Below are 18,317 nucleotides of genomic sequence, written 5' to 3'. Positions count from 1 at the left end.
ACGATGACGACCACACCGTTCCCCACCGCGACCATCCTCGGCTACCCGCGCATCGGGCCGGACCGCGAGCTCAAGAAGGCACTCGAGGCCTTCTGGCGCGGGGCGATCCCCGCCGCGGACGCCGAGCAGGCCGCACAGGACCTCCGCCGCGCGAACCGGGCCCGCCTCGCGTCCCTGGGGCTCGGCCGCGACGACTCCGCGATCCCCGAGGCGTCCTCGTACTACGACCACGTGCTCGACACCGCCGTCGCCGTCGGTGCGGTCCCCGCGCGGTTCGCGGACGTCGTCGGACCGGACGGGGCGGTCGACCTGGCCGGGTACTCGACCATCGCCCGTGGCCGCGGCGAGGACGCCCCGCTCGAGATGACGAAGTGGTTCGACTCGAACTACCACTACCTGGTGCCGGAGATCGGACCGGACACCGTGTTCCGCGCCGCCGACCGTCGCCGCGCCGCCGAGGTCCGCGAGGCGGTGGCCGACGGCTTCGTCACGCGCCCGGTGCTCGTCGGTCCGGTGACGTTCCTGCTCCTCGCGAAGCCCACGGACGACGCGCCGGAGGACTTCCGCCCCCTCGACCGCCTCGCCGACCTGCTGCCGGTGTACGCGGAACTCCTCGCCGAGCTCCGCGCGGCCGGTGCCGAGTGGGTCCAGCTGGACGAGCCGGCGCTCGTCACCGACACCCACACCGTCGGACGGGAGGCCGTGCTCGCGGCCGTCACGTCGGCCTACGACGCGCTCGTGGCCGCGCCCGGCCGCCCGGCCCTCCTCGTCGCGGCCCCGTACGGCGACCTCCGTGACGCGCTCGCCCCGCTCGTGGCCACCGGCATCGAGGCGGTCGGCATCGACCTCGTCCGTGGCGCCCAGCCGGAGGACCCCTCGGTGCTCGCGGGCACCACCGTCGTCGCCGGTGTCGTCGACGGGCACAACATCTGGCGCGGCGACCTGTCCGCCGCACTCTCCGCGGCGTCCGAGCTCGGGGCGCACGCCGCGGCGGTGTCGGTGTCGCCGTCGACCTCGCTCCTGCATGTGCCGCACGACGTGTCGCGCGAGGAGCATCTCGACCCGGAGCTCCGCTCGTGGCTCGCGTTCGCGGACCAGAAGGTGTCGCAGGTCGTCACGCTCGCCCGCGGTCTGACCGAGGGTCAGGACGCCGTCCGGGCCGAGCTCGACGAAGCCGCCGAGTCGCTCGCCCGCCGCGCGTCGACCACCGGCGTGCGGATCCCGTCGATCCGCGAGCGGGTCGCGGCGCTGACGGCCGACGACGCCGAGCGCGGCGACGTGGACGACCGTCGCACGGCGCAGCAGGAGGCGCTCGGGCTCGGGCTCCTGCCGACGACGACCATCGGCTCGTTCCCCCAGACCGGTGACATCCGCCGCTCCCGTGCCGCACACGCCCGGGGCGACCTGTCGGACGCCGACTACGAGGACGCGATGCGCGCCGAGATCGCCCGCGTGGTCGCGCTGCAGGAGGACCTCGGCCTCGACGTCGTTGTGCACGGCGAACCCGAGCGGAACGACATGGTGCAGTACTTCGCCGAGAACCTCGACGGCTTCGCGGTGACCCAGCACGGCTGGGTCCAGTCCTACGGCTCGCGGGCGACCCGTCCGTCGATCCTCTGGGGCGACGTCTCCCGTCCGGCGCCGATCACGGTGTCGTGGTCCTCGTACGCGGCGTCGCTCACCCCGAAGCCGGTCAAGGGCATGCTCACCGGTCCGGTGACGATCCTCGCGTGGTCGTTCGTCCGCGACGACCAGCCGCTCGGGGACACCGCGCTGCAGGTGGCGCTGGCGCTCCGGGACGAGATCGCCGACCTCGAGGCAGCCGGGATCGGCATCGTGCAGGTCGACGAGCCCGCGCTCCGCGAGCTCCTGCCGCTCCGGAGCGAGGACCAGCCGGCCTACCTCGACTGGTCGGTCCGCTCGTTCCGGGTCGCGACGTCAGGGGTTGACCGCGCGACGCAGATCCACACGCACCTCTGCTACTCCGAGTTCGCCGAGGTCATCGACGCGATCGACGGCCTCGGGGCGGACGTCACGAGCATCGAGGCAGCGCGCTCCCGCATGGAGGTCGTCGACGACGTCGCCGCGTCCGGGTTCTCCCGCGGCGTCGGTCCCGGCGTGTACGACATCCACAGCCCCCGCGTGCCGAGCGTCGCCGAGATCACCGGGCTCATCGAGACGGCTCTCGATGGCGTCAGCACCGACCTGCTGTGGATCAACCCCGACTGCGGGCTGAAGACCCGCGGCTACGACGAGACCGTCGCGGCGCTCCGGAACATGGTCGAGGCCGCGAACACGGTGCGCGAGCGGGTGAGGGTGCGCGCGTAGGTGACGGCCTGGAGGCCCGGTGCCGGTCCATGGACCGGCACCGGGCCTCCCGTGCATCAGCTGGTCAGCGCTCCTGCGCGAACGCGGCGTCGAACGCGTTCTCGGGCTGCGGGAACGACAGTCCCTGCACGAACGCCAGGGCCTCCGGAGCACCGACGAGCCGGTCCATCCCGGCGTCCTCCCACTCGACCGAGAGCGGACCGGTGTACCCGATCGCGTTCAGCATCCGGACGGCGTCCTCCCAGGGCACGTCGCCGCGGCCGGTCGAGATGAAGTCCCAGCCGCGTCGGGGGTCGGCCCACGGCAGGTGCGACGACAGCCGGCCGTTCCGCCCGTTGAGCCGCCGCTTGGTGTCCTTGCAGTGCACGTTGAGGATCGATTCCTTGAAGTCCCAGAGGAACGCGACGGGGTCGATGTCCTGCCACACCATGTGGCTCGGGTCCCAGTTGATCCCGAAGGCCTCGCGGTGCCCGATGGCCTCGAGCGTCTTCTGCGTCGTCCAGTAGTCGTAGGCGATCTCGGACGGGTGCGGCTCGAGCGCGAACTTGACGCCGACCTCGTCGAACACGTCGAGGATCGGGTTCCACCGGTCCGCGAAGTCCTGGTAGCCGGCCTCGACGAGCTCGTCGCGGACCGGCGGGAACATCGCCACGTACTTCCAGATCGAGGACCCGGTGAACCCGGTGACGACCTTCGCGCCCATCCTCGCCGCGGTCCTCGCGGTGTTCTTCAGCTCCTCGGCGGCGCGCTGCCGGACACCCTCGGGGTCCCCGTCGCCCCACACACTCGGCGGCAGCATGTCGTGGTGCCGGTCGTCGATCGGGTCGTCGCAGACAGCCTGGCCCTTCAGGTGGTTCGAGATCGCGAAGACCTGCAGGCCGTTGCGCTCGAGGATCGCCAACCGGTCCGCGATGTACGCGTCGTCGGTCGCCCCGCGGTCGGGGTCGAGGTGGTCGCCCCAGCACGCGATCTCGAGCCCGTCGTAGCCCCACTCCCCCGCGAGTCGACAGACCTCCTCGAAGGGCAGGTCGGCCCACTGGCCGGTGAACAGGGTGACGGGTCGCTTGATGCTCGTCATGCAGACACTCCTTCGTGGTCGCTGTCCCGCTCGCTCTCGCCGTCGGGCTCCGTGTCGATCCAAGCACTCCCGGACGCACTCGACCGCTCCACCGCGTCGAGGACACGCTGCACGTGCAGGCCGTCGGCGAACGACGGCGTCGGCTGGACACCGGCGTCGACGGCACGGACGAGGTCGACGAGCTGGTGCGAGAACGCGTGCTCGTACCCGATGGTGTGCCCGGTCGGCCACCATGCGGCGAAGTACGGGTGCTCCGGCTCGGTGACGAGGACCCGGGTGAACCCGAGCTCGGTCGCCGGGCGGGTGGCGTCGTACAGTTCGAGCTCGTTCGGACGCTCGAGGTCGAACGCCAGTGCGCCGGCGGACCCGGAGATCTCGATCCGCAGGGCGTTCTTCCGCCCGGTGGCCATCCGCGTCGCCTCGAAGGACCCGATCGCACCGCCGGAGAGCTTCGCGGTGATGAGCGCCGTGTCGTCGACCGTGACCGTCCCGCGCTCGGAACCGGCCGCACCGCCGAGCCCGGTCTGCACGACCGAGGTGTCGAGCAGCGGTCGCTCGGTGACGAAGGTGTGCAGCAGCCCGGACACCGCGTCGAGCCGCTGTCCGGTGATGAACTCGACGGCGTCGACGGCGTGCGCCCCGATGTCGCCGAGCGCCCCCGACCCCGCGAGGTCCTTGTCGAGGCGCCAGGTCATCGGACCGTCCTCGTCGACGAGCCAGTCCTGCAGGTACTGTGCGCGGACCTGCCGGATGGTGCCGAGGCGGCCGGCCGCCACGAGGTCGCGCATGTGCGTGACGGCGGGCACCCGGCGGTAGGTGAACCCGACCATCGCGAACACCCCGCGGGTCGCCGCGTCGCGTGCGGCCTCGGCCATCCGCGTCGCCTCGGCCACGGTGTTCGCCAGCGGCTTCTCGCAGAGGACGTGCTTGCCGGCGGCGAGCGCCGCCACGGCGATGTCGACGTGCGTCGAACCGGGACTGACGATGTCGACGAGGTCGATCGTCGGGTCGTCGAGCACCTCGCGCCAGTCGGTCGACGTCGACGCCCATCCCCAGCGGTCGGCGGCGGCCCGGGTCGCGGCACCGTCCCGCCCGACGAGGGTCTGCATCACCGGTGTCCGAGGCAGGTCGAAGAAGCGCGGAGCGACCCGGTAGGCCTGCGAGTGCGCGGCGCCCATGAACCCGTGCCCGACCATCGCGACCCGGAGCGGAGCCCCGGTCACGACCGAGCACCGATCGGGGTGCCCAGTGCGGACCGGACCGACGTCCAGCCGGACAGGACCTGGCGGACGTCCGCCCGGGCCTCCCGGCCGACCGCCAGGGCGTGCGCGTCCGACAGGACGTCGTCGAGCTGCACCCGCTGCCCGCTCCGCGTCGACGCGATCGACGCCTCGACCATCGCGAGGCTCATGACGTTGCCGTGCACCTCGCCGTCCGGCGCGTCGCCGGAGCGGAGCGCGTGGACGAACGCGGACAGGGAGCCGGCGATCTCGACGCCGACGCTCGCCGCGGCGGACGGCGCACCGGGTGCGCCGTCGACGTCGCTCGTCGGGTCGTCGTCCCCGGACCACAGCGCCGTCCCGGACGCTCCGGACGCACGCCAGGCACCGTTCCACGACGTCTCGAACCCGGGTGCGCACCACGAGCCGTCGTAGACGTACCGGATGTCGTCCTCGAACGTGAACACCGCAGCCGCAGCCGCGTCGCCCCGGTACCAGGACCAGGACGGGTTGTACGACTCGCAGTAGACGGACACCGGCTCGCGGTCGAGCAGGTAGCGCGCGGAGTCGAACGGGTGGATCGCCATGTCGAGCAGCAGGACGTCGTCCATGTCCTCGCGGAAGCCGCCGAAGTGCGGGGCCTTCGCGAACGCCGTGCTCAGCGAGCCGACACCGCCGAGCAGCGCCAGGTGCTGCTTGAACGCGACGAGCTGGTCGTTGTACCGCCGGGACTGCGACACCATGAACAGCTCACCGGTGACCTCGGCCGCGGCGGCGAGCGACAGCGCCTCCGCGACGTCCTGCGCGGCGGGCTTCTCGCCGAGGACCGGCAGGCCCGCGGTGAGCGCCTCGATCGTCACCGGGTGGTGGGCGACCGGGACGGTGATGTCGAGGACGGCCTCCGCGCCGGTCGACGCCGCGAGCGCGGTGAGGCTCGTCCCGACCGGGATCGACGCGTCGCCCGCCGCCTCGGCACCCGCTCGGGCCGCGTCGAGGTCGAGGTCGACGATCCCGACGAGCTCGACCTCGGGGGCGGCGGCGACCGTGCGGAGCCAGGCCGTGCCCATGCCGCCGGCGCCGACCTGGATGACGCGGAGCGGGGTTCCGGTGTCGCCGACGGCGCGGAAGCCGGTCATCGTGCGGCCTCGGCGGGAGCGTCCGCGGGCGCCGGCGCAGACCCAGACGCGGGCGCATCGGCCGTGGCGCCGGTGTCGGTCTCCTCGGGCTGGTCGTCGAACGGACCGCGGTAGTGCTGCCCGTCGTGGTACTCGCCGAGGTCGAACCGGCGGAGGATCGGCAGCTCGCGCTCGCGGTCCGGGCGCGCCCACTCCGACGCGTTCGCGATGACGCGGCGGATGTCCGGGTGGTGGTAGACCGGGAAGTCCTGATCGCCCGGAGAGAAGAAGAAGATCTTCCCGAAGCCACGGCGGTACGTCATCCCGCTCCGGAACACCTCGCCCCCGGTGAAGCCCGAGATGAAGACGAGCTCGTCCGGCGTCGGCACGTCGAAGTACTCGCCGTACATCTCCTGTTCGGGGATGACGATCGGGTTCGGGACACCCCGGGTGATCGGGTGCTGCGGATTGACGGTCCAGACGAGCTCCTGGTCGTGCTCGCTCCGCCAGCGCAGGGTGCACGTGGTGCCCATGAGCTTGCCGAAGATCTTCGACCAGTGCCCCGAGTGGAGCACGATGAGCCCCATGCCGGAGAGCACGTGCCGGTGCACGCGGTCGACGACCGCGTCGACGACGTCGCCGTGCGCGGCGTGTCCCCACCAGGTGAGGACGTCGGTCTCCGCGAGGACCTCGTCGGTGAGTCCGTGCTCCGGCTGGTCCATGGTCGCGGTGCGGACGACGGCGTCCGGCAGGTTCTCCCGGATGCCGTCGGCGACCGCGCCGTGCATGCCCTCCGGGTAGCGCTCGGCGACGTGCTGTTCGACCTGCTCGTGGACGTTCTCGCCCCAGACGGTGATGCGGAGCGGGGTGGTGGTGTCGCTCATGTCGTGTACTTCTTCCCTGGTCACGGTGATGCTGGAGTGTGCGGAGCGTGCGGTCGCGCGGGTCCGGTCACTTCACCGCGCCGCCGAGTGCACCGGCGGCGATGTACCGCTGCGCGAAGATCAGCAGCACGGCGGCTGGCAGTGACGCCAGCACGGAGGTCGCCATCACGGGGCCCCAGTCGGTGACGTTCGAGCCGATGTAGTTGTAGATGCCCAGTGTGATCGGCCGGACCGCGGTCGTCGAGGTGAGCGTCAGCGCGATGAGGAAGTCCCCCCACGCCCCGAGGAACGTGAACAGCGCCGCGGTGACGATCGCGTTGCGGCTGATCGGGATGACGATCGAGACGAACGCGCGGAAGTCGCCGGCGCCGTCGACGAGGGCGGCCTCCACCAGGCTCGGCGGGAGCGACTCCATGAACGCCCGCATGAGCAGGATGGCGAACGGCACCTGCACGGCACTGTCGGCCAGGATGAGGCCGATGTAGCTGTTCAGGAGTCCGACGTTGTTGAACAGCGTGTAGAGCGCGTTCGCGATGACGATCGCCGGGATCATCTGCGTGATGAGCAGCACGAGGAGGAACACCCGTGTGCCGCGCATCCGGAACCGCGCGAGACCGTAGGCGGCCGGCGTGGCGATGACGAGGGTCAGCACCACGGTGCCGAGCCCGATGATCATGCTCGAGAGGAAGTTCTGACCCTGCTGCGCGAACGCGGCACGGTACCCGGCGAACGTCGGGCTGAACGGGAACCACGTGGCGGTGGCGGCACCCGACGTGGCCTGGAGGCTGGTGTTCACCATCCAGTAGACGGGGAACACCATGATCGCGAGGATCACGACGCCGATGATGGTCAGGGGGATCTTCCGCCCCCCGGTGCCCCGGCGTGGTCGGCGAGCGGTGCGCGCTGCGGTCGCCCGGCTGGGACGGAGTGCCTTGGTCGCGATGCCGACGGTCATTCGTCGACCGCCTTCCTGGAGATCGCGATGTAGACCATCGCGAAGACGAACGAGACGATGATGAGCACGTTGCTGACGGCCGCGCCGATGCCGAACTGGAAGTTGATGAAGGACTGGTGGTACGCGTTGGTCGCGAGCGTCTGCGTCGAGTTCGCGGGACCGCCGCCGGTCAGGCCGAGGATGATGTCGACGACCTTCAGCGTGTAGACCACGCCGAGCACGACCACGACGCTGACCACCGACCGGATGCTCGGCCAGGTGATGTACCGGAACGCCTTGAACCCGGTGGCGCCGTCGAGCGACCCGGCCTCGTAGAGCTCCGGCGGCACGGACTGCAGGCCGCTGTAGAGGATCGTCGTGTTGAACGGGATCCCGAGCCAGACGTTGACCCCGATCACCGCGATGAGTGCCAGCGACGGACTGACGAGCCACGGCACCGGACCGATCCCGACGACGCCGAGCAGCTGGTTGAGTGCACCGCTGTCCTGGTCGAGGAGCCACTTCCACACCGCACTCGACGCGATGAGCGGCAGGAGCCACGGCAGGAGGAGCAGTCCCCGGAGGAAGCCCGACAGCGGGAAGTGCCGCTTGAAGAACAGCGCGAGGCTCAGCCCGATGACGAACTGCAGGATGATCGACCCGGCGGTGAACAGGCCGGTGTTGACGAGGCTCGTGGTGAAGACCGAGCTCTTGAACACCGAGATGTAGTTGGCGAGGCCCACCCACGGGGCCTCCCCCGTGAAGAACGTCTTGGTCGTGTAGTCCTGGAAGGACATGATGATGTTCTTGACCACCGGGTAGCCGAAGAACACCGCCACGAACAGGGCCGCGGGGACGACGAAGAGCCATCGGGTGGCCCCGCTCCGCATCCGTGCTCGGCGCTGGCCGGGTCGGGGTGTCACCGCGGACACCGATGTCCGTGGTCGTGTCTGTGTCGTGGCGCTCACGTTGGTCCTCTCCTTCGCCGCGGAGGGGAGCCGGCCGGCCGGCCGGCTCCCCGGTCGTCCTACTGGTCCTGCGACTGCGCCTGCTTGAGCGCGTCCGCGGGGTCGGCCTTGCCGGTGAGGGCGAGCTGGACGGCGGTGTAGATCTTCGTGGCGGCCTTCGGCCAGTCCGGCCCGAGCTCACCGGTGCGGGCACGAGCGGTCTTCACCGTCGTGACGAACGAGGCGACCTGCGGGTGGCTCTCGCCCCACGCGGCGCCGACCTCGATGTTCGTCGGCACGTTGCCCGTGACGCCGGCGATGACCTTCTGCATCTTGTCGCTGTTGAGGCATCCGACGAACTTGCCGGCCAGCTTCATGGTGTCCGCGTTGCCGGTCTCCGGGACGGTGAACGCCTCGCCACCGAGCGGTGCGACGGTCTCCGAACCAGTGCGGGTCGGGATCGGGACACTGCCGAACTCGAGGCCCTTGGCGGCGTTCAGCGTCGGGAGCTGCCACGGACCGTTGATCATCATGGCGGCCTTGCCGGCGATGAACTGCGAGTTCACGTCGGCCTGCGCCCAGTTGATCGAGCTCTTCGACATCGACCCGTCGTTCTGCAGACCCTCGACGAACTGGAGCGCCTGCGTCGCGGATGACGTGGCGATGTTCTTCTCGTTGCCGCCGTTCGACCAGAACATCGGCAGGAACTGCCAGGTGCCCTCGTAGGTGTTGATGTTGCTCATCGCGAACCCGTAGGTCGATCCGCTCGTGAGCTTCTTCGCGGCGGCCTGCAGCTCGTCCCAGGTCTTCGGCGGCTCGATGCCGGCCGCCGAGAGGAGCTTCTTGTTGTAGTAGAGGGCGATCGAGTTCGTGGCCGGCTGCAGACCGTAGAGCTTGCCCTTGTAGGTGTTCGCGGCCTTGACACCGGGGACGTCGCCGGAGGCGCTCAGTCCATAGTCACCGAGGGAGGACAGCGCGCCCGACGCGGCGATCTGCTGCACGTCCGGGTTGTCGAGCATGAGGACGTCGGGCAGCGTCTTGGAGGATGCCTGCTGCAGCACCTTCGCGATGAGGCCGGCACCGGCGACGTGGTTGATCTTGAGCGTCGCACCGGTCGTCTTGGCGCACTGCTTGTAGATCGGGTTGTAGTTCGCGGCGTAGTAGTCCTCGATCGTCAGCGTCTTGCTGCCGGACGACGACGCGGACGATCCACCGGAGCAACCGGTGAGCACGAGCGGGATGGTGGCGATCACCGCGACGGCGCTGAGGACGGCGCGCGCCCTTCGGGACGGGGAGGGGAATCTAGGCTTCATTGCGTAGCTCTTCTCTTGACGGGTGCAGGGACAGGCACACACCGACAACTCCGCGGACGTCGTCGTCACTGGGTTCCTCGAGGCGCGAAGCTAGCAGAAAAGCGCTTCACCTGTAAAGCGCTTTTCTTGATTCGGACGGCCACTACACTGAGAACTCCCCACACGAGGGCACCAGCGGAGCGAGAGGCGCCATGGCCACGATGCAGCAGGTCGCCGACCGCGCGGGCGTCTCGCTCGGCACGGTCTCCTTCGTCGTCAACGGCACGAAGTACGTCTCCCCCGCGACGACCGCGCGCGTGACCGCGGCCATGCAGGAGCTGAACTTCCGGAACAACGTCGTCGCCCGTGCCCTCGCCAGCCGTCGGACCCGGATCATCGCGCTGCTCTTCCCGACCGCGGGAGACCGCTTCAGCGCCACGACGTCCGAGTTCTTCATGAGCGCGGCCGAGCGGGCCTCCCAGCGGGACCACCACCTCGTGCTCTGGCCGGTCGACCCCGCGGGCCAGGACCTCGACGACCTCGTCTCGGGTGGCCTGGTCGACGGCGTGATCCTCATGGAGGTCCGGATGGACGATCCCCGCGTCGACGTGCTGAGTGCGCTCGACGTCCCGTTCACGCTCATCGGGCGGACACGCGACAGCTCCGGCCTGCCGTTCGTGGACATCGACTTCGAGACCACGATCGAGGACAGCCTCGACCACCTCGTGGGCCTCGGGCACCGTCGCTTCGCGCTCGTCCTCGAGGACCTCGACGGCACCCCGATGGCCGGCTACGCGCCGCACCTCCGGGCACAGGCGACGTTCGCGGCGTCGACCACACGACGCCGGGTGCACGGCACCGTCATCCACTCCGGCCAGGGCAGTGAGGGCGGTCGACGGGCCGCCGCCGAACTCCTCGCCGCCGATCCGGCCGTGACGAGTGTGCTCATCATGAAGGAGGACTCGTCAGCCGGGCTCCTCGTCGGACTCTACGAGGCCGGGCTCCGCGTCCCGACGGACGTCTCCGTGCTCTCGCTCGCGTCCTCCGCGGCCGCCGGCGACCAGCACTTCCCGCGGCTCTCCACCATGGTCGCGCCGAGCCGCGAGCTCGGCATGCGTGCCGCGGACGCGCTCATCGACCAGCTCGACGGGACGACGGGCGAACTCCCCCACCTGCTGCTGCCGTGCGAGCTCCGCATCGCCGACTCCACCGCCGAGGCGCCCGCGTCGCGCTGACCCACGGTGGCGCAGAGCGGCCGCCGGTCAGCCGCACCAGCGCAACGGACTGGAGGCCCGGCACCGCTCTCGCAGACCGGCACCGGGCCTCCAGTCCGAACGCTGCGCACCGCTCTCCGGACAGGACACGCGCTCCGGAGCGGTGTCCTGTCCGGAGAGCGGTGTGGTGGTGCCCGGTCAGTCGCGCGGCGGCAGGTCGCGCTCGGGTGCGCCCGTGTAGAGCTGCTGCGGACGGCCGATCTTGTTCTGCGGATCGGTGTTCAGCTCACGCCACTGCGCGATCCACCCCGGCAGACGGCCGATCGCGAACAGCACCGTGAACATCCGCGGCGAGAAACCCATCGCCTTGTAGATCACGCCCGTGTAGAAGTCGACGTTCGGGTAGAGCTTCCGCGACACGAAGTACTCGTCCGCGAGCGCGATCGCCTCGAGCTCCATCGCGATGTCGAGCAGGTCGTCCTGGACACCGAGCGCGTCGAGGACCTCGTGCGCGGACTCCTTGACGAGCTTGGCGCGGGGGTCGTAGTTCTTGTAGACGCGGTGCCCGAAGCCCATGAGCTTGACGCCGGACTCCTTGTTCTTCACGCGCTCGACGAACCGGGACACCGGCTCCCCGGACTTCTTGATCTCGGCGAGCATGTCGAGCACCGCCTCGTTCGCACCGCCGTGGAGCGGGCCGTAGAGCGCGTTGATGCCGGCCGAGATCGACGCGAACATGTTCGCCTTGGTCGAGCCGACGAGGCGCACGGTCGACGTCGAAGCGTTCTGCTCGTGGTCCTCGTGCAAGACGAGGAGCCGCTCGAGCGCCTTCGAGAGCACCGGGTTGACCTGGTACTCCTCGGCCATGGTGCCGAAGTTCAACCGCAGGAAGTTGTCGACGAAGGACATCGAGTTGTCCGGGTACAGGAAGGCCTGGCCGATGGACTTCTTGTGCGCGTACGCCGCGATCACCGGGAGCTTGGCGAGGAGCCGCACGGTCTGCAGCTCGACCTTCTCGGGGTCGTCGACGTCCATGTCGTCCTCGTAGTACGTCGACAGGGCGCTCACCGCGCTCGACAGGACGCTCATCGGGTGCGCGGAGTGCGGCAGGGCGTCGAAGAGCCGCCGGAGGTCCTCGTGCAGGAGCGTGTGACGGCGGATCCGGGCGTCGAAGCCCGCGAGCTCCTCTGGCGTCGGCAGCTCGCCGTAGATGAGCAGCCAGGCGACCTCGAGGTACGAGCAGTTCGCCGCGACCTGGTCGATCGGGTACCCGCGGTACCGGAGGATGCCCTGCTCGCCGTCGATGTACGTGATCGAGGACTTCGTGGCACTCGTGTTGACGAACCCGTAGTCGAGCGTCGTCAGCCCGGTCTGCTTGGTCAGCGTCGACACGTCGATCGCGCTCGCGCCGTCGACGCTCCGGAGGATCGGGAACTCCGCGGTGCCCCCCGGGAAGTGCAGGGTGGCGGTCTCCTGCTCCGGCTCGGCGGCAGCGCTGCCGGCGGCACCGGCGGGGGTGGCCGGGTCGGCGGCAGCGGACGGTGTGGCCTTCTGAGCGTCGTTGCGAGTGTCAGTCACAGGACCAGCCTAAACCGCACGGGCTGGAGGTCGTACACACTCCGAGGCTCCGGACTTGGTGGGAACGCACGGTTGCGATCCGGTCCGGAGGCACGGGAACGACCCCCGCTCCGACGAGATGTCGGGGCGGGGGTCGTTCGGCCGTCCGGTCGTCCGGTCGTCCCTGGTCAGGGACGCGACCGCTCAACTCAGAAGAGGTACCCGTAGGAGTACACGGCCGACTTCTTGGCACCGAGCTGCTGCGAGACCGCGAGGCGGTTCGATCCGGCCTGGAAGAGGACCGGCACGAACGCGTCGCCCTGGGCATCCGCCTCGACCGTGTGGGTCTGACCGTTCGCCGTCACGGTGACGTCGGCGAAGGGCAGTGCCTTGTAGTGCAGGGTCTGTCCGAACTCGCCGAGCTGGATGGCCGTGCGGAGCTCGGTCTGCTCGGGGTAGGAGGTCTGGTCGACCGGGCGGCTGATCGCGGCGTTCGAGAAGTCGACGAGGACCGTCTTGTTCTCGGCCTTGCGCCCGTCGACCGTCGAGACGAGCGTGTATGCCCGGACGTCCGCGCCGTTCGGGTCCGCGATGAACCGGATGGAGTTGTTCGCGTCGCCCCATCGGCTGTCCAGGAGCTGGTCGTGGTCGTCGCGGAGCTCGACGTACGCCGACGTCGACAGGTTCACCGTGACGATCTGCCAGTCACCGGAGTCGGACTGCGTGGTGCTGACGACCGGCGACGGGGGCGTGGTGACGGCGGACGAGGACGACGCGGCGGCGGTGGTGGCGGGCGCGGCCTGGGCGGCGACCGGGACGAGGACGAGGGAGAGGCCGAGCGCGGCGGTTGCGCAGGCGATGAGGGGACGACGGTTCATGAGGGGGGTCCTTCACTTCGGTGCACTCGAGGAGTCGAGCACCCCACAAGTGTATGAAGAACACTGTGTTTCAGTCTGTCGGACCCCTGGGTGCTATCCGTTCGCCCCTAGGCGCGCGACCGCGGCGTCGATCCGCTCGTCCGTCGAGGTCAGCGCGATGCGGACGTGCTGCCCGCCCGCGACGCCGTAGAAGGACCCCGGTGCGACGAGGATCCCGAGGTCAGCGAGGGCCTCGACGGTCGTCCAGGCGTCCTCGCCCCGGGTGGCCCAGAGGTAGAGCCCCGCCTCGCTCCGGTCGATCCGGAAGCCGGCGGACTCCAGCGCCGCCCGCAGCCGGTCCCGGCGTCGGCGGTACACGGCTTTCTGCGCCCGGACGTGGTCCTCGTCGCCGAGCGCCACGATCATCGCCTGCTGCACGGGTGCCGGCGGCATCATGCCGGTGTGTTTCCGGACGGCGAGGGCCTCGGCGATGACGCGGTCACACCCGGCGACGAACCCCGCGCGGTAACCGGCGAGGTTCGACTGCTTGCTGAGCGAGTACACGCTGAGCACACCGTCCACGTTCTCGCCCGCGACACGGGGGTCGAGGATCGTCGGGGTCGGCGTCTCGTCGTACGGCGGTTCCCACCCGAGCTCGGCGTAGCACTCGTCGCCCACGATGACGGCGCCGAGTTCGCGCGCACGGGCCACCGCGGTCCGGAGCTGCTCGATGCCGAGCACGCTGCCGTCCGGGTTGCCCGGGGAGTTCACCCAGGCGAGCTTCGTCCCGACGGGCCACTCGGCCGGGTCGTCCGACGCCAGGGCCGTGGCACCGACGAGGGCCGCACCGAGCTCGTACGTCGGGTACGCGGCGGCGGGGAACACGACGGTGTCGCCCCGTCCGATCCCGAGCCAGAGCGCGAGCCCCGCGATGAACTCCTTCGACCCGATCGTCGGGAGCACCTGCGAGTCGGTGAGCTCCACCCCGTGTCGACGGTGGTACCACTCGACGATGGCCGCGCGGAGCGCCGGGGTGCCGGCGACGGCGGGGTAAGCGTGCGCGTCGGTGGCGTCGGCGAGAGCCTGCCTGATGCTCGCCGGCGTCGGGTCGACGGGCGATCCCACGCTCAGGTCGACGATGCCGTCAGGATGTTCGGACGCCCGCTGCTTCGCCGGCGCGAGCTGGTCCCACGGGAACTCCGGCAGGTCGAGCGCCACGGATCAGGCCCGGGGCGGCTCGGCGGCGACGACGGGGTGGTCGCTGTGGATGACGCCGACCTTCGCGGCACCGCCCGGGGAACCGACCTCCTGGAAGAACTCGACGTTCGCCTTGTAGTAGTCGGCCCACTGCTCGGGGAGGTCGTCCTCGTAGTAGATCGCCTCGACCGGACAGACCGGCTCGCACGCTCCACAGTCGACGCACTCGTCGGGGTGGATGTAGAGCGACCGGTCGCCCTCGTAGATGCAGTCGACCGGGCACTCGTCGATGCACGCGCGGTCCTTGACGTCGACACACGGCTGGGCGATCACATACGTCACGGTTCAGCGTTTCCCTTCGAGGTGGACGGATCCGAGTCTACGCCGAGTGGTCCGTCGACTCGGACGCGCGGACGCTCCCGAGCGGCGGAGCCGGCCGCGGCGGGAGTGTCGGCCATGCGAGGACGATCATGGCGATGATCGCCGGTCCGTACGTCCAGGTGTACCCGGCGGCGTTCGCCAGGATGAGCGGGGAGCTCGTCCCGCCCACGGCCGCGAGCACCTGCGACGTCACGAGGATCGCGACGGCCTCCGCCGCCACGAGGGTCCGCGACCGGAAGAGCATCCGCGTCCCGACGAGGAGCGCTGCGACGAGGAGCGTCGTGATCACGAGCCCGATCGGGAACGTGCCGATCGTCTGCTGGTGCGTGATCGTGCCGAGGCCGCCGACCAGGACGCCGACGACCAGTGCGACGACGATCGCCCCGACCCGGCCGCCGACGGTCATCTCGTCGAACGTCTGCGCGGTCGCGGGCACGACGGTCGGGGCCGCATCGTGCCGGAAGCCCTCGCGTGCCGGTGCGACGATCCTGGCCCCGTGCGGCATCACGTACGAGAGCTGCTCCGGCTCGGCGGTGTCGATCGGGTCGACCGTGAGCTGGCTGCGGTACTGCTCGAGCGCTGCACGCAGTCTCGGCCGCACCGGCAGGACGTCGACGACGAGGTCGGCCGCTCCCCCGTCGGCGTCGACGATCATGGAGAACGGGATCTCCTCGGCACGGGCGGCGTACCGGGCGGCGTGGTGCACTCGCACGTGGTCCGGGTGCCCGTAGCCGCCGTCGTCGGCGTAGCTCACGACCGCGTCGGCCCCCGTCGACCGGATCGCCGCTCGGACGTCGTCCACGACCTCGCCGAGGTCGGCCGCCGTCAGGGAGTCGGCCGGGGAGTCCTCGGCGGCCATCGCCCGACCGTCCGGGCCCCACTGCATCCCGGAGTCGGTGTACCGCCGGACGGGGAGGTCGGTCGGGCGCGCTCCAGGGCCGCCGAGCCAGAGGTGTCGCGGGCTGCCGAGGGCCGCGAGCGCCCCGGCGATCTCGGACTCCCGGTGTGCGGCGACCCGCGGGCCGTCGCCGAAGAGCGGAGCGAGCTCGGGCGTGAGCATCTCGCCGCGTTCGCCCCGGGTCGCGGTGAGCACCGTCACCTCGGCGCCGAGCTCGACGAGCGTCGCGATCGTCCCTCCGGACGCGAGTGTCTCGTCGTCGGGGTGGGCGTGCACGAGGAGGACGCGCTCGGGGCGCGTCGCGGGAGCGGACCTGGCCATCGGACCCAGCGTATCCGCTCCGCGGGACACCCACCTGGCAGCGTCACGCGCGGCCACAGCGCTGCGCGACGCGGCGGAGGTGGCGTTCCGCGGGAGGGGCGGTCAGCGCGGCGTGACGATGTACGTCGCCGTGACGCCGTCCTTGTTCTCGGCGAACGTCAGGACCACACGGTGGTCGCTGCTCCGGAACAGCCCGAAGGCGCTCTTCGTCTCGGTGCGCACCGTGTTGTCGGTGAACCCGGCGTCCTCGAGCTGCTGCTGGGCGGCCGCGAAGTCCGACACGGCACCGACCCGGACCTGCACGACCCAGCCGCTGCCGTTCGGGCCTGCGCCACCGCCGAGGACGGTGCCGTCGACGAGCGGCACCGCAGCGGTCGGGAAGCCCTCGGGGGTGGTGCCGTCGGAGGTGATGTCCGCACCCTCGAGCGCCGAGTCGAGCGCACCGTCGATGCCACCCGCGATGGACGACATGCCGTCCTGGATCGCACCACCGGTGATGCCCTCGACACTCGACGAGACGTCGCCCGCGACACTGGAGCCGAGGTCGGTCGCCTGCTTGACGGTGTCCGACGAGCAGCCGGTGAGGCCGATGGTCAGGACCGCGGCCGCGGCGGCGGTGAGCAGGACGGAACGGGGGCGGGTCGGGTTCAGCATGAGGTCACGGTACTGAGCGGGACTGAAGCCGGACTGAAGCTCGACTGTGGGACGCCTCCGCCGGGAGGCACGGTGCGGGCCCCGCGGGGATCCGCCGGTCCGGAGCGCGGTCACCGGACGCACCCCGTCCCTCCCTCTCGAACCGGCTGGTCAGCGCGCGAGCCAGGCGTGGGTCGCCGCGACGAAGGCGTCGACGCCGATCGGGATCGACGGCTCGGCGAGCGGTGCGAAGAACGGCGAGTGGTTGCTCGGGACCTCGGCGCCCTCGCCGAACAGCGCGGGGTCGGTGGTGCCCGTGAACCAGTACACGAGCGGCGCATCGGTCCCGGTCGCGAGCTCACCGACGTCCTCGCTCGCCATCGCGAGCCCGGACGCCATCGCCGAGGTGCCGGGGATCACCGCGGCCAGGGCCTCGCGGACCCGGGTGGCCGCTGCGTCGTCGTTGACGAGCACGTTCGCCCCGGGGTCCGTCGTGATCGTCGGCGGGTCGAGGCGCCCGGCCTCGGACTCGGCGGCCACGATGCGCTCGATCGAAGCGACGATCATCGCGCGGGTCTCGGCGTTCCGCGCGCGGGTGCTGATCTCGATCGTGGCGGTGTCCGGGATGATGTTCGCGCGGGTGCCGGCGTGGAAGCTGCCGACGGTGACGACCGCGGGGTCCTGCGGGCCGACCTCGCGCGCGACGATCGACTGCAGCCGGACGACGGCCGACGCGGCGACGACGATCGGGTCGCGCGTGGTGTGCGGTGCCGAACCGTGGCCGCCCTTGCCGCGGAAGGTCACGGTGAACCGGTCGCTCGACGCCATCACCGGACCGGATCCGACGGCGATGACCCCGACCGGCGCCGGGGCGGTGTGCTGTCCGAGCACGACGTCCGGGGCCGGGAACCGCTCGGCGAGGCCGTCGTCGAGCATCGCCCGCGCGCCCGAGATGACCTCCTCCGCCGGCTGGAACACGGCGACGACGGTGCCGGACCAGTCGTCGCGGGTGTCGACGAGCCGCTCGAGGGCGCCGAGGAGCCAGGTGATGTGCATGTCGTGGCCGCAGGCGTGCATGGTCGGCCAGGTGGCGCCGGAGGTGTCCTCGCCGGTCGCGGTGCTGGCGTAGGGCAGGTCCGTCTGCTCGCGCACGGGCAGGCCGTCGATGTCGGCGCGGAGCCACACCACGGGTCCGTCGCCGTTCTCCACGAGGCCGACGACACCCGTCCCACCGACACCGGTCGTCGCGGGGATGCCCAGCTCCGCGAGCCGGTCCGCGATCACCCCCGCCGTGCGGGTCTCGCGGAAGGCGAGCTCGGGGTGCTGGTGGAGGTCGGTGTAGATCGCGAGGAGGTCGAGAGTCACCGTTCCACCGTAGTCGCGACGCTCCCCCGAACGCGAAACACCGCCCTGCCGACGAGCCACCGCCGTCGTGGGCGGTGTCTCGTGCGGAGAGCGGTG

Annotated in this window: 16 protein-coding genes; 2 read left to right on the top strand and 14 right to left on the bottom strand. The window is 70.8% G+C overall.

The genetic code is table 11. The features are described 5' to 3' along the window. The first annotated feature begins 3 nt into the window (after positions 1–3). A complete protein-coding gene (gene metE, locus ASF23_RS09740; protein WP_055952393.1) occupies positions 4–2,328 on the top strand; it encodes a 5-methyltetrahydropteroyltriglutamate--homocysteine S-methyltransferase in 2,325 nt (774 codons plus the stop codon). Between the two features lie 64 nt (positions 2,329–2,392). Here metE and ASF23_RS09735 read toward each other — a convergent pair whose 3' ends face one another. The 7 genes from ASF23_RS09735 to ASF23_RS09705 form a co-directional block, all read right to left on the bottom strand. Beyond that, positions 2,393–3,397, bottom strand: a complete 1,005-nt coding sequence (locus ASF23_RS09735; protein WP_055953195.1) for a sugar phosphate isomerase/epimerase family protein — start codon at positions 3,395–3,397, stop codon at positions 2,393–2,395. A 5-nt stretch (positions 3,398–3,402) separates the two neighbouring features. Further along, the gene (locus ASF23_RS09730; RefSeq protein WP_055953192.1) at positions 3,403–4,602 is read right to left on the bottom strand and encodes a Gfo/Idh/MocA family protein; all 1,200 of its coding nucleotides are present in this window, start codon (positions 4,600–4,602) and stop codon (positions 3,403–3,405) included. Positions 4,603–4,625: 23 nt separating this feature from the next. Then, positions 4,626–5,762: a Gfo/Idh/MocA family protein gene (locus ASF23_RS09725; RefSeq protein WP_055952390.1), complete on the bottom strand. Its 1,137-nt coding sequence runs from the start codon at positions 5,760–5,762 to the stop codon at positions 4,626–4,628. Further along, the gene (locus tag ASF23_RS09720; RefSeq protein ID WP_055952387.1) at positions 5,759–6,625 is read right to left on the bottom strand and encodes a ThuA domain-containing protein; all 867 of its coding nucleotides are present in this window, start codon (positions 6,623–6,625) and stop codon (positions 5,759–5,761) included. The genes ASF23_RS09725 and ASF23_RS09720 overlap by 4 nt, the downstream gene beginning before the upstream one ends. Before the next feature lie 67 nt (positions 6,626–6,692). After that, positions 6,693–7,580, bottom strand: a complete 888-nt coding sequence (locus tag ASF23_RS09715) for a carbohydrate ABC transporter permease (RefSeq protein ID WP_055952384.1) — start codon at positions 7,578–7,580, stop codon at positions 6,693–6,695. Next, positions 7,577–8,449, bottom strand: coding sequence for a carbohydrate ABC transporter permease (locus ASF23_RS09710; protein WP_055952382.1), 873 nt, complete (start codon positions 8,447–8,449; stop codon positions 7,577–7,579). Before ASF23_RS09710 ends, ASF23_RS09715 begins: the two co-directional genes overlap by 4 nt. 137 nt (positions 8,450–8,586) lie before the next feature. Then, positions 8,587–9,819 (bottom strand): sugar ABC transporter substrate-binding protein, encoded by a 1,233-nt coding sequence (locus ASF23_RS09705; RefSeq protein ID WP_055952379.1) that lies wholly within the window; start codon positions 9,817–9,819, stop codon positions 8,587–8,589. 191 nt (positions 9,820–10,010) lie between these two features. On the opposite strand from ASF23_RS09705, the gene ASF23_RS09700 reads away from it, so the two are divergent. Then, positions 10,011–11,033: a LacI family DNA-binding transcriptional regulator gene (locus tag ASF23_RS09700; RefSeq protein WP_235510847.1), complete on the top strand. Its 1,023-nt coding sequence runs from the start codon at positions 10,011–10,013 to the stop codon at positions 11,031–11,033. Positions 11,034–11,210: 177 nt separating this feature from the next. On the opposite strand, the gene ASF23_RS09695 is transcribed toward ASF23_RS09700, so the two are convergent. The 7 genes from ASF23_RS09695 to ASF23_RS09665 form a co-directional block, all read right to left on the bottom strand. Further along, positions 11,211–12,590, bottom strand: a complete 1,380-nt coding sequence (locus ASF23_RS09695; protein WP_082473997.1) for a citrate synthase — start codon at positions 12,588–12,590, stop codon at positions 11,211–11,213. A gap of 188 nt (positions 12,591–12,778) precedes the next feature. Next, positions 12,779–13,447 carry a hypothetical protein gene (locus ASF23_RS09690; protein ID WP_055952376.1) on the bottom strand — a complete coding sequence of 223 codons (669 nt, stop codon included), beginning with the start codon at positions 13,445–13,447 and terminating at the stop codon, positions 12,779–12,781. A 93-nt stretch (positions 13,448–13,540) separates the two neighbouring features. Next, complete coding sequence (gene dapC, locus ASF23_RS09685) at positions 13,541–14,644, bottom strand: succinyldiaminopimelate transaminase (RefSeq protein ID WP_055952373.1); 1,104 nt, start codon at positions 14,642–14,644, stop codon at positions 13,541–13,543. Positions 14,645–14,647: 3 nt separating this feature from the next. Next, on the bottom strand, positions 14,648–14,965 hold the full coding sequence (gene fdxA / locus ASF23_RS09680) for a ferredoxin (protein ID WP_055952370.1): 318 nt from the start codon (positions 14,963–14,965) through the stop codon (positions 14,648–14,650). Positions 14,966–15,002: 37 nt separating this feature from the next. After that, positions 15,003–16,223 (bottom strand): PIG-L family deacetylase, encoded by a 1,221-nt coding sequence (locus ASF23_RS09675; RefSeq protein ID WP_055952367.1) that lies wholly within the window; start codon positions 16,221–16,223, stop codon positions 15,003–15,005. 102 nt (positions 16,224–16,325) lie between these two features. Then, positions 16,326–16,877 (bottom strand): hypothetical protein, encoded by a 552-nt coding sequence (locus ASF23_RS09670; protein ID WP_055952364.1) that lies wholly within the window; start codon positions 16,875–16,877, stop codon positions 16,326–16,328. A 150-nt stretch (positions 16,878–17,027) separates the two neighbouring features. Continuing rightward, the gene (locus tag ASF23_RS09665) at positions 17,028–18,221 is read right to left on the bottom strand and encodes an amidohydrolase (protein ID WP_055952362.1); all 1,194 of its coding nucleotides are present in this window, start codon (positions 18,219–18,221) and stop codon (positions 17,028–17,030) included. Positions 18,222–18,317: the final 96 nt, after the last annotated feature.

Origin of the sequence: Curtobacterium sp. Leaf261 (assembly GCF_001422205.1) — a bacterium.
Taxonomy (GTDB): Bacteria; Actinomycetota; Actinomycetes; order Actinomycetales; family Microbacteriaceae; genus Curtobacterium.
Note: the sequence above shows the minus strand (reverse complement) of the source record. Positions and strands in the feature narration are given on the sequence as shown.

Bases quoted from the DNA above. Each gene is read 5' to 3' on its own strand.
- metE (WP_055952393.1), top strand. From the start codon at position 4: ATGACGACCACACCGTTCCCCACCGCGACCATCCTCGGCTACCCGCGC.
- ASF23_RS09730 (WP_055953192.1), bottom strand. From the start codon at position 4,602: ATGGTCGGGCACGGGTTCATGGGCGCCGCGCACTCGCAGGCCTACCGG.
- ASF23_RS09725 (WP_055952390.1), bottom strand. From the start codon at position 5,762: ATGACCGGCTTCCGCGCCGTCGGCGACACCGGAACCCCGCTCCGCGTC.
- ASF23_RS09720 (WP_055952387.1), bottom strand. From the start codon at position 6,625: ATGAGCGACACCACCACCCCGCTCCGCATCACCGTCTGGGGCGAGAAC.
- ASF23_RS09715 (WP_055952384.1), bottom strand. From the start codon at position 7,580: ATGACCGTCGGCATCGCGACCAAGGCACTCCGTCCCAGCCGGGCGACC.
- ASF23_RS09710 (WP_055952382.1), bottom strand. From the start codon at position 8,449: ATGCGGAGCGGGGCCACCCGATGGCTCTTCGTCGTCCCCGCGGCCCTG.
- ASF23_RS09705 (WP_055952379.1), bottom strand. From the start codon at position 9,819: ATGAAGCCTAGATTCCCCTCCCCGTCCCGAAGGGCGCGCGCCGTCCTC.
- ASF23_RS09700 (WP_235510847.1), top strand. From the start codon at position 10,011: ATGGCCACGATGCAGCAGGTCGCCGACCGCGCGGGCGTCTCGCTCGGC.
- ASF23_RS09690 (WP_055952376.1), bottom strand. From the start codon at position 13,447: ATGAACCGTCGTCCCCTCATCGCCTGCGCAACCGCCGCGCTCGGCCTC.
- ASF23_RS09675 (WP_055952367.1), bottom strand. From the start codon at position 16,223: ATGGCCAGGTCCGCTCCCGCGACGCGCCCCGAGCGCGTCCTCCTCGTG.
- ASF23_RS09670 (WP_055952364.1), bottom strand. From the start codon at position 16,877: ATGCTGAACCCGACCCGCCCCCGTTCCGTCCTGCTCACCGCCGCCGCG.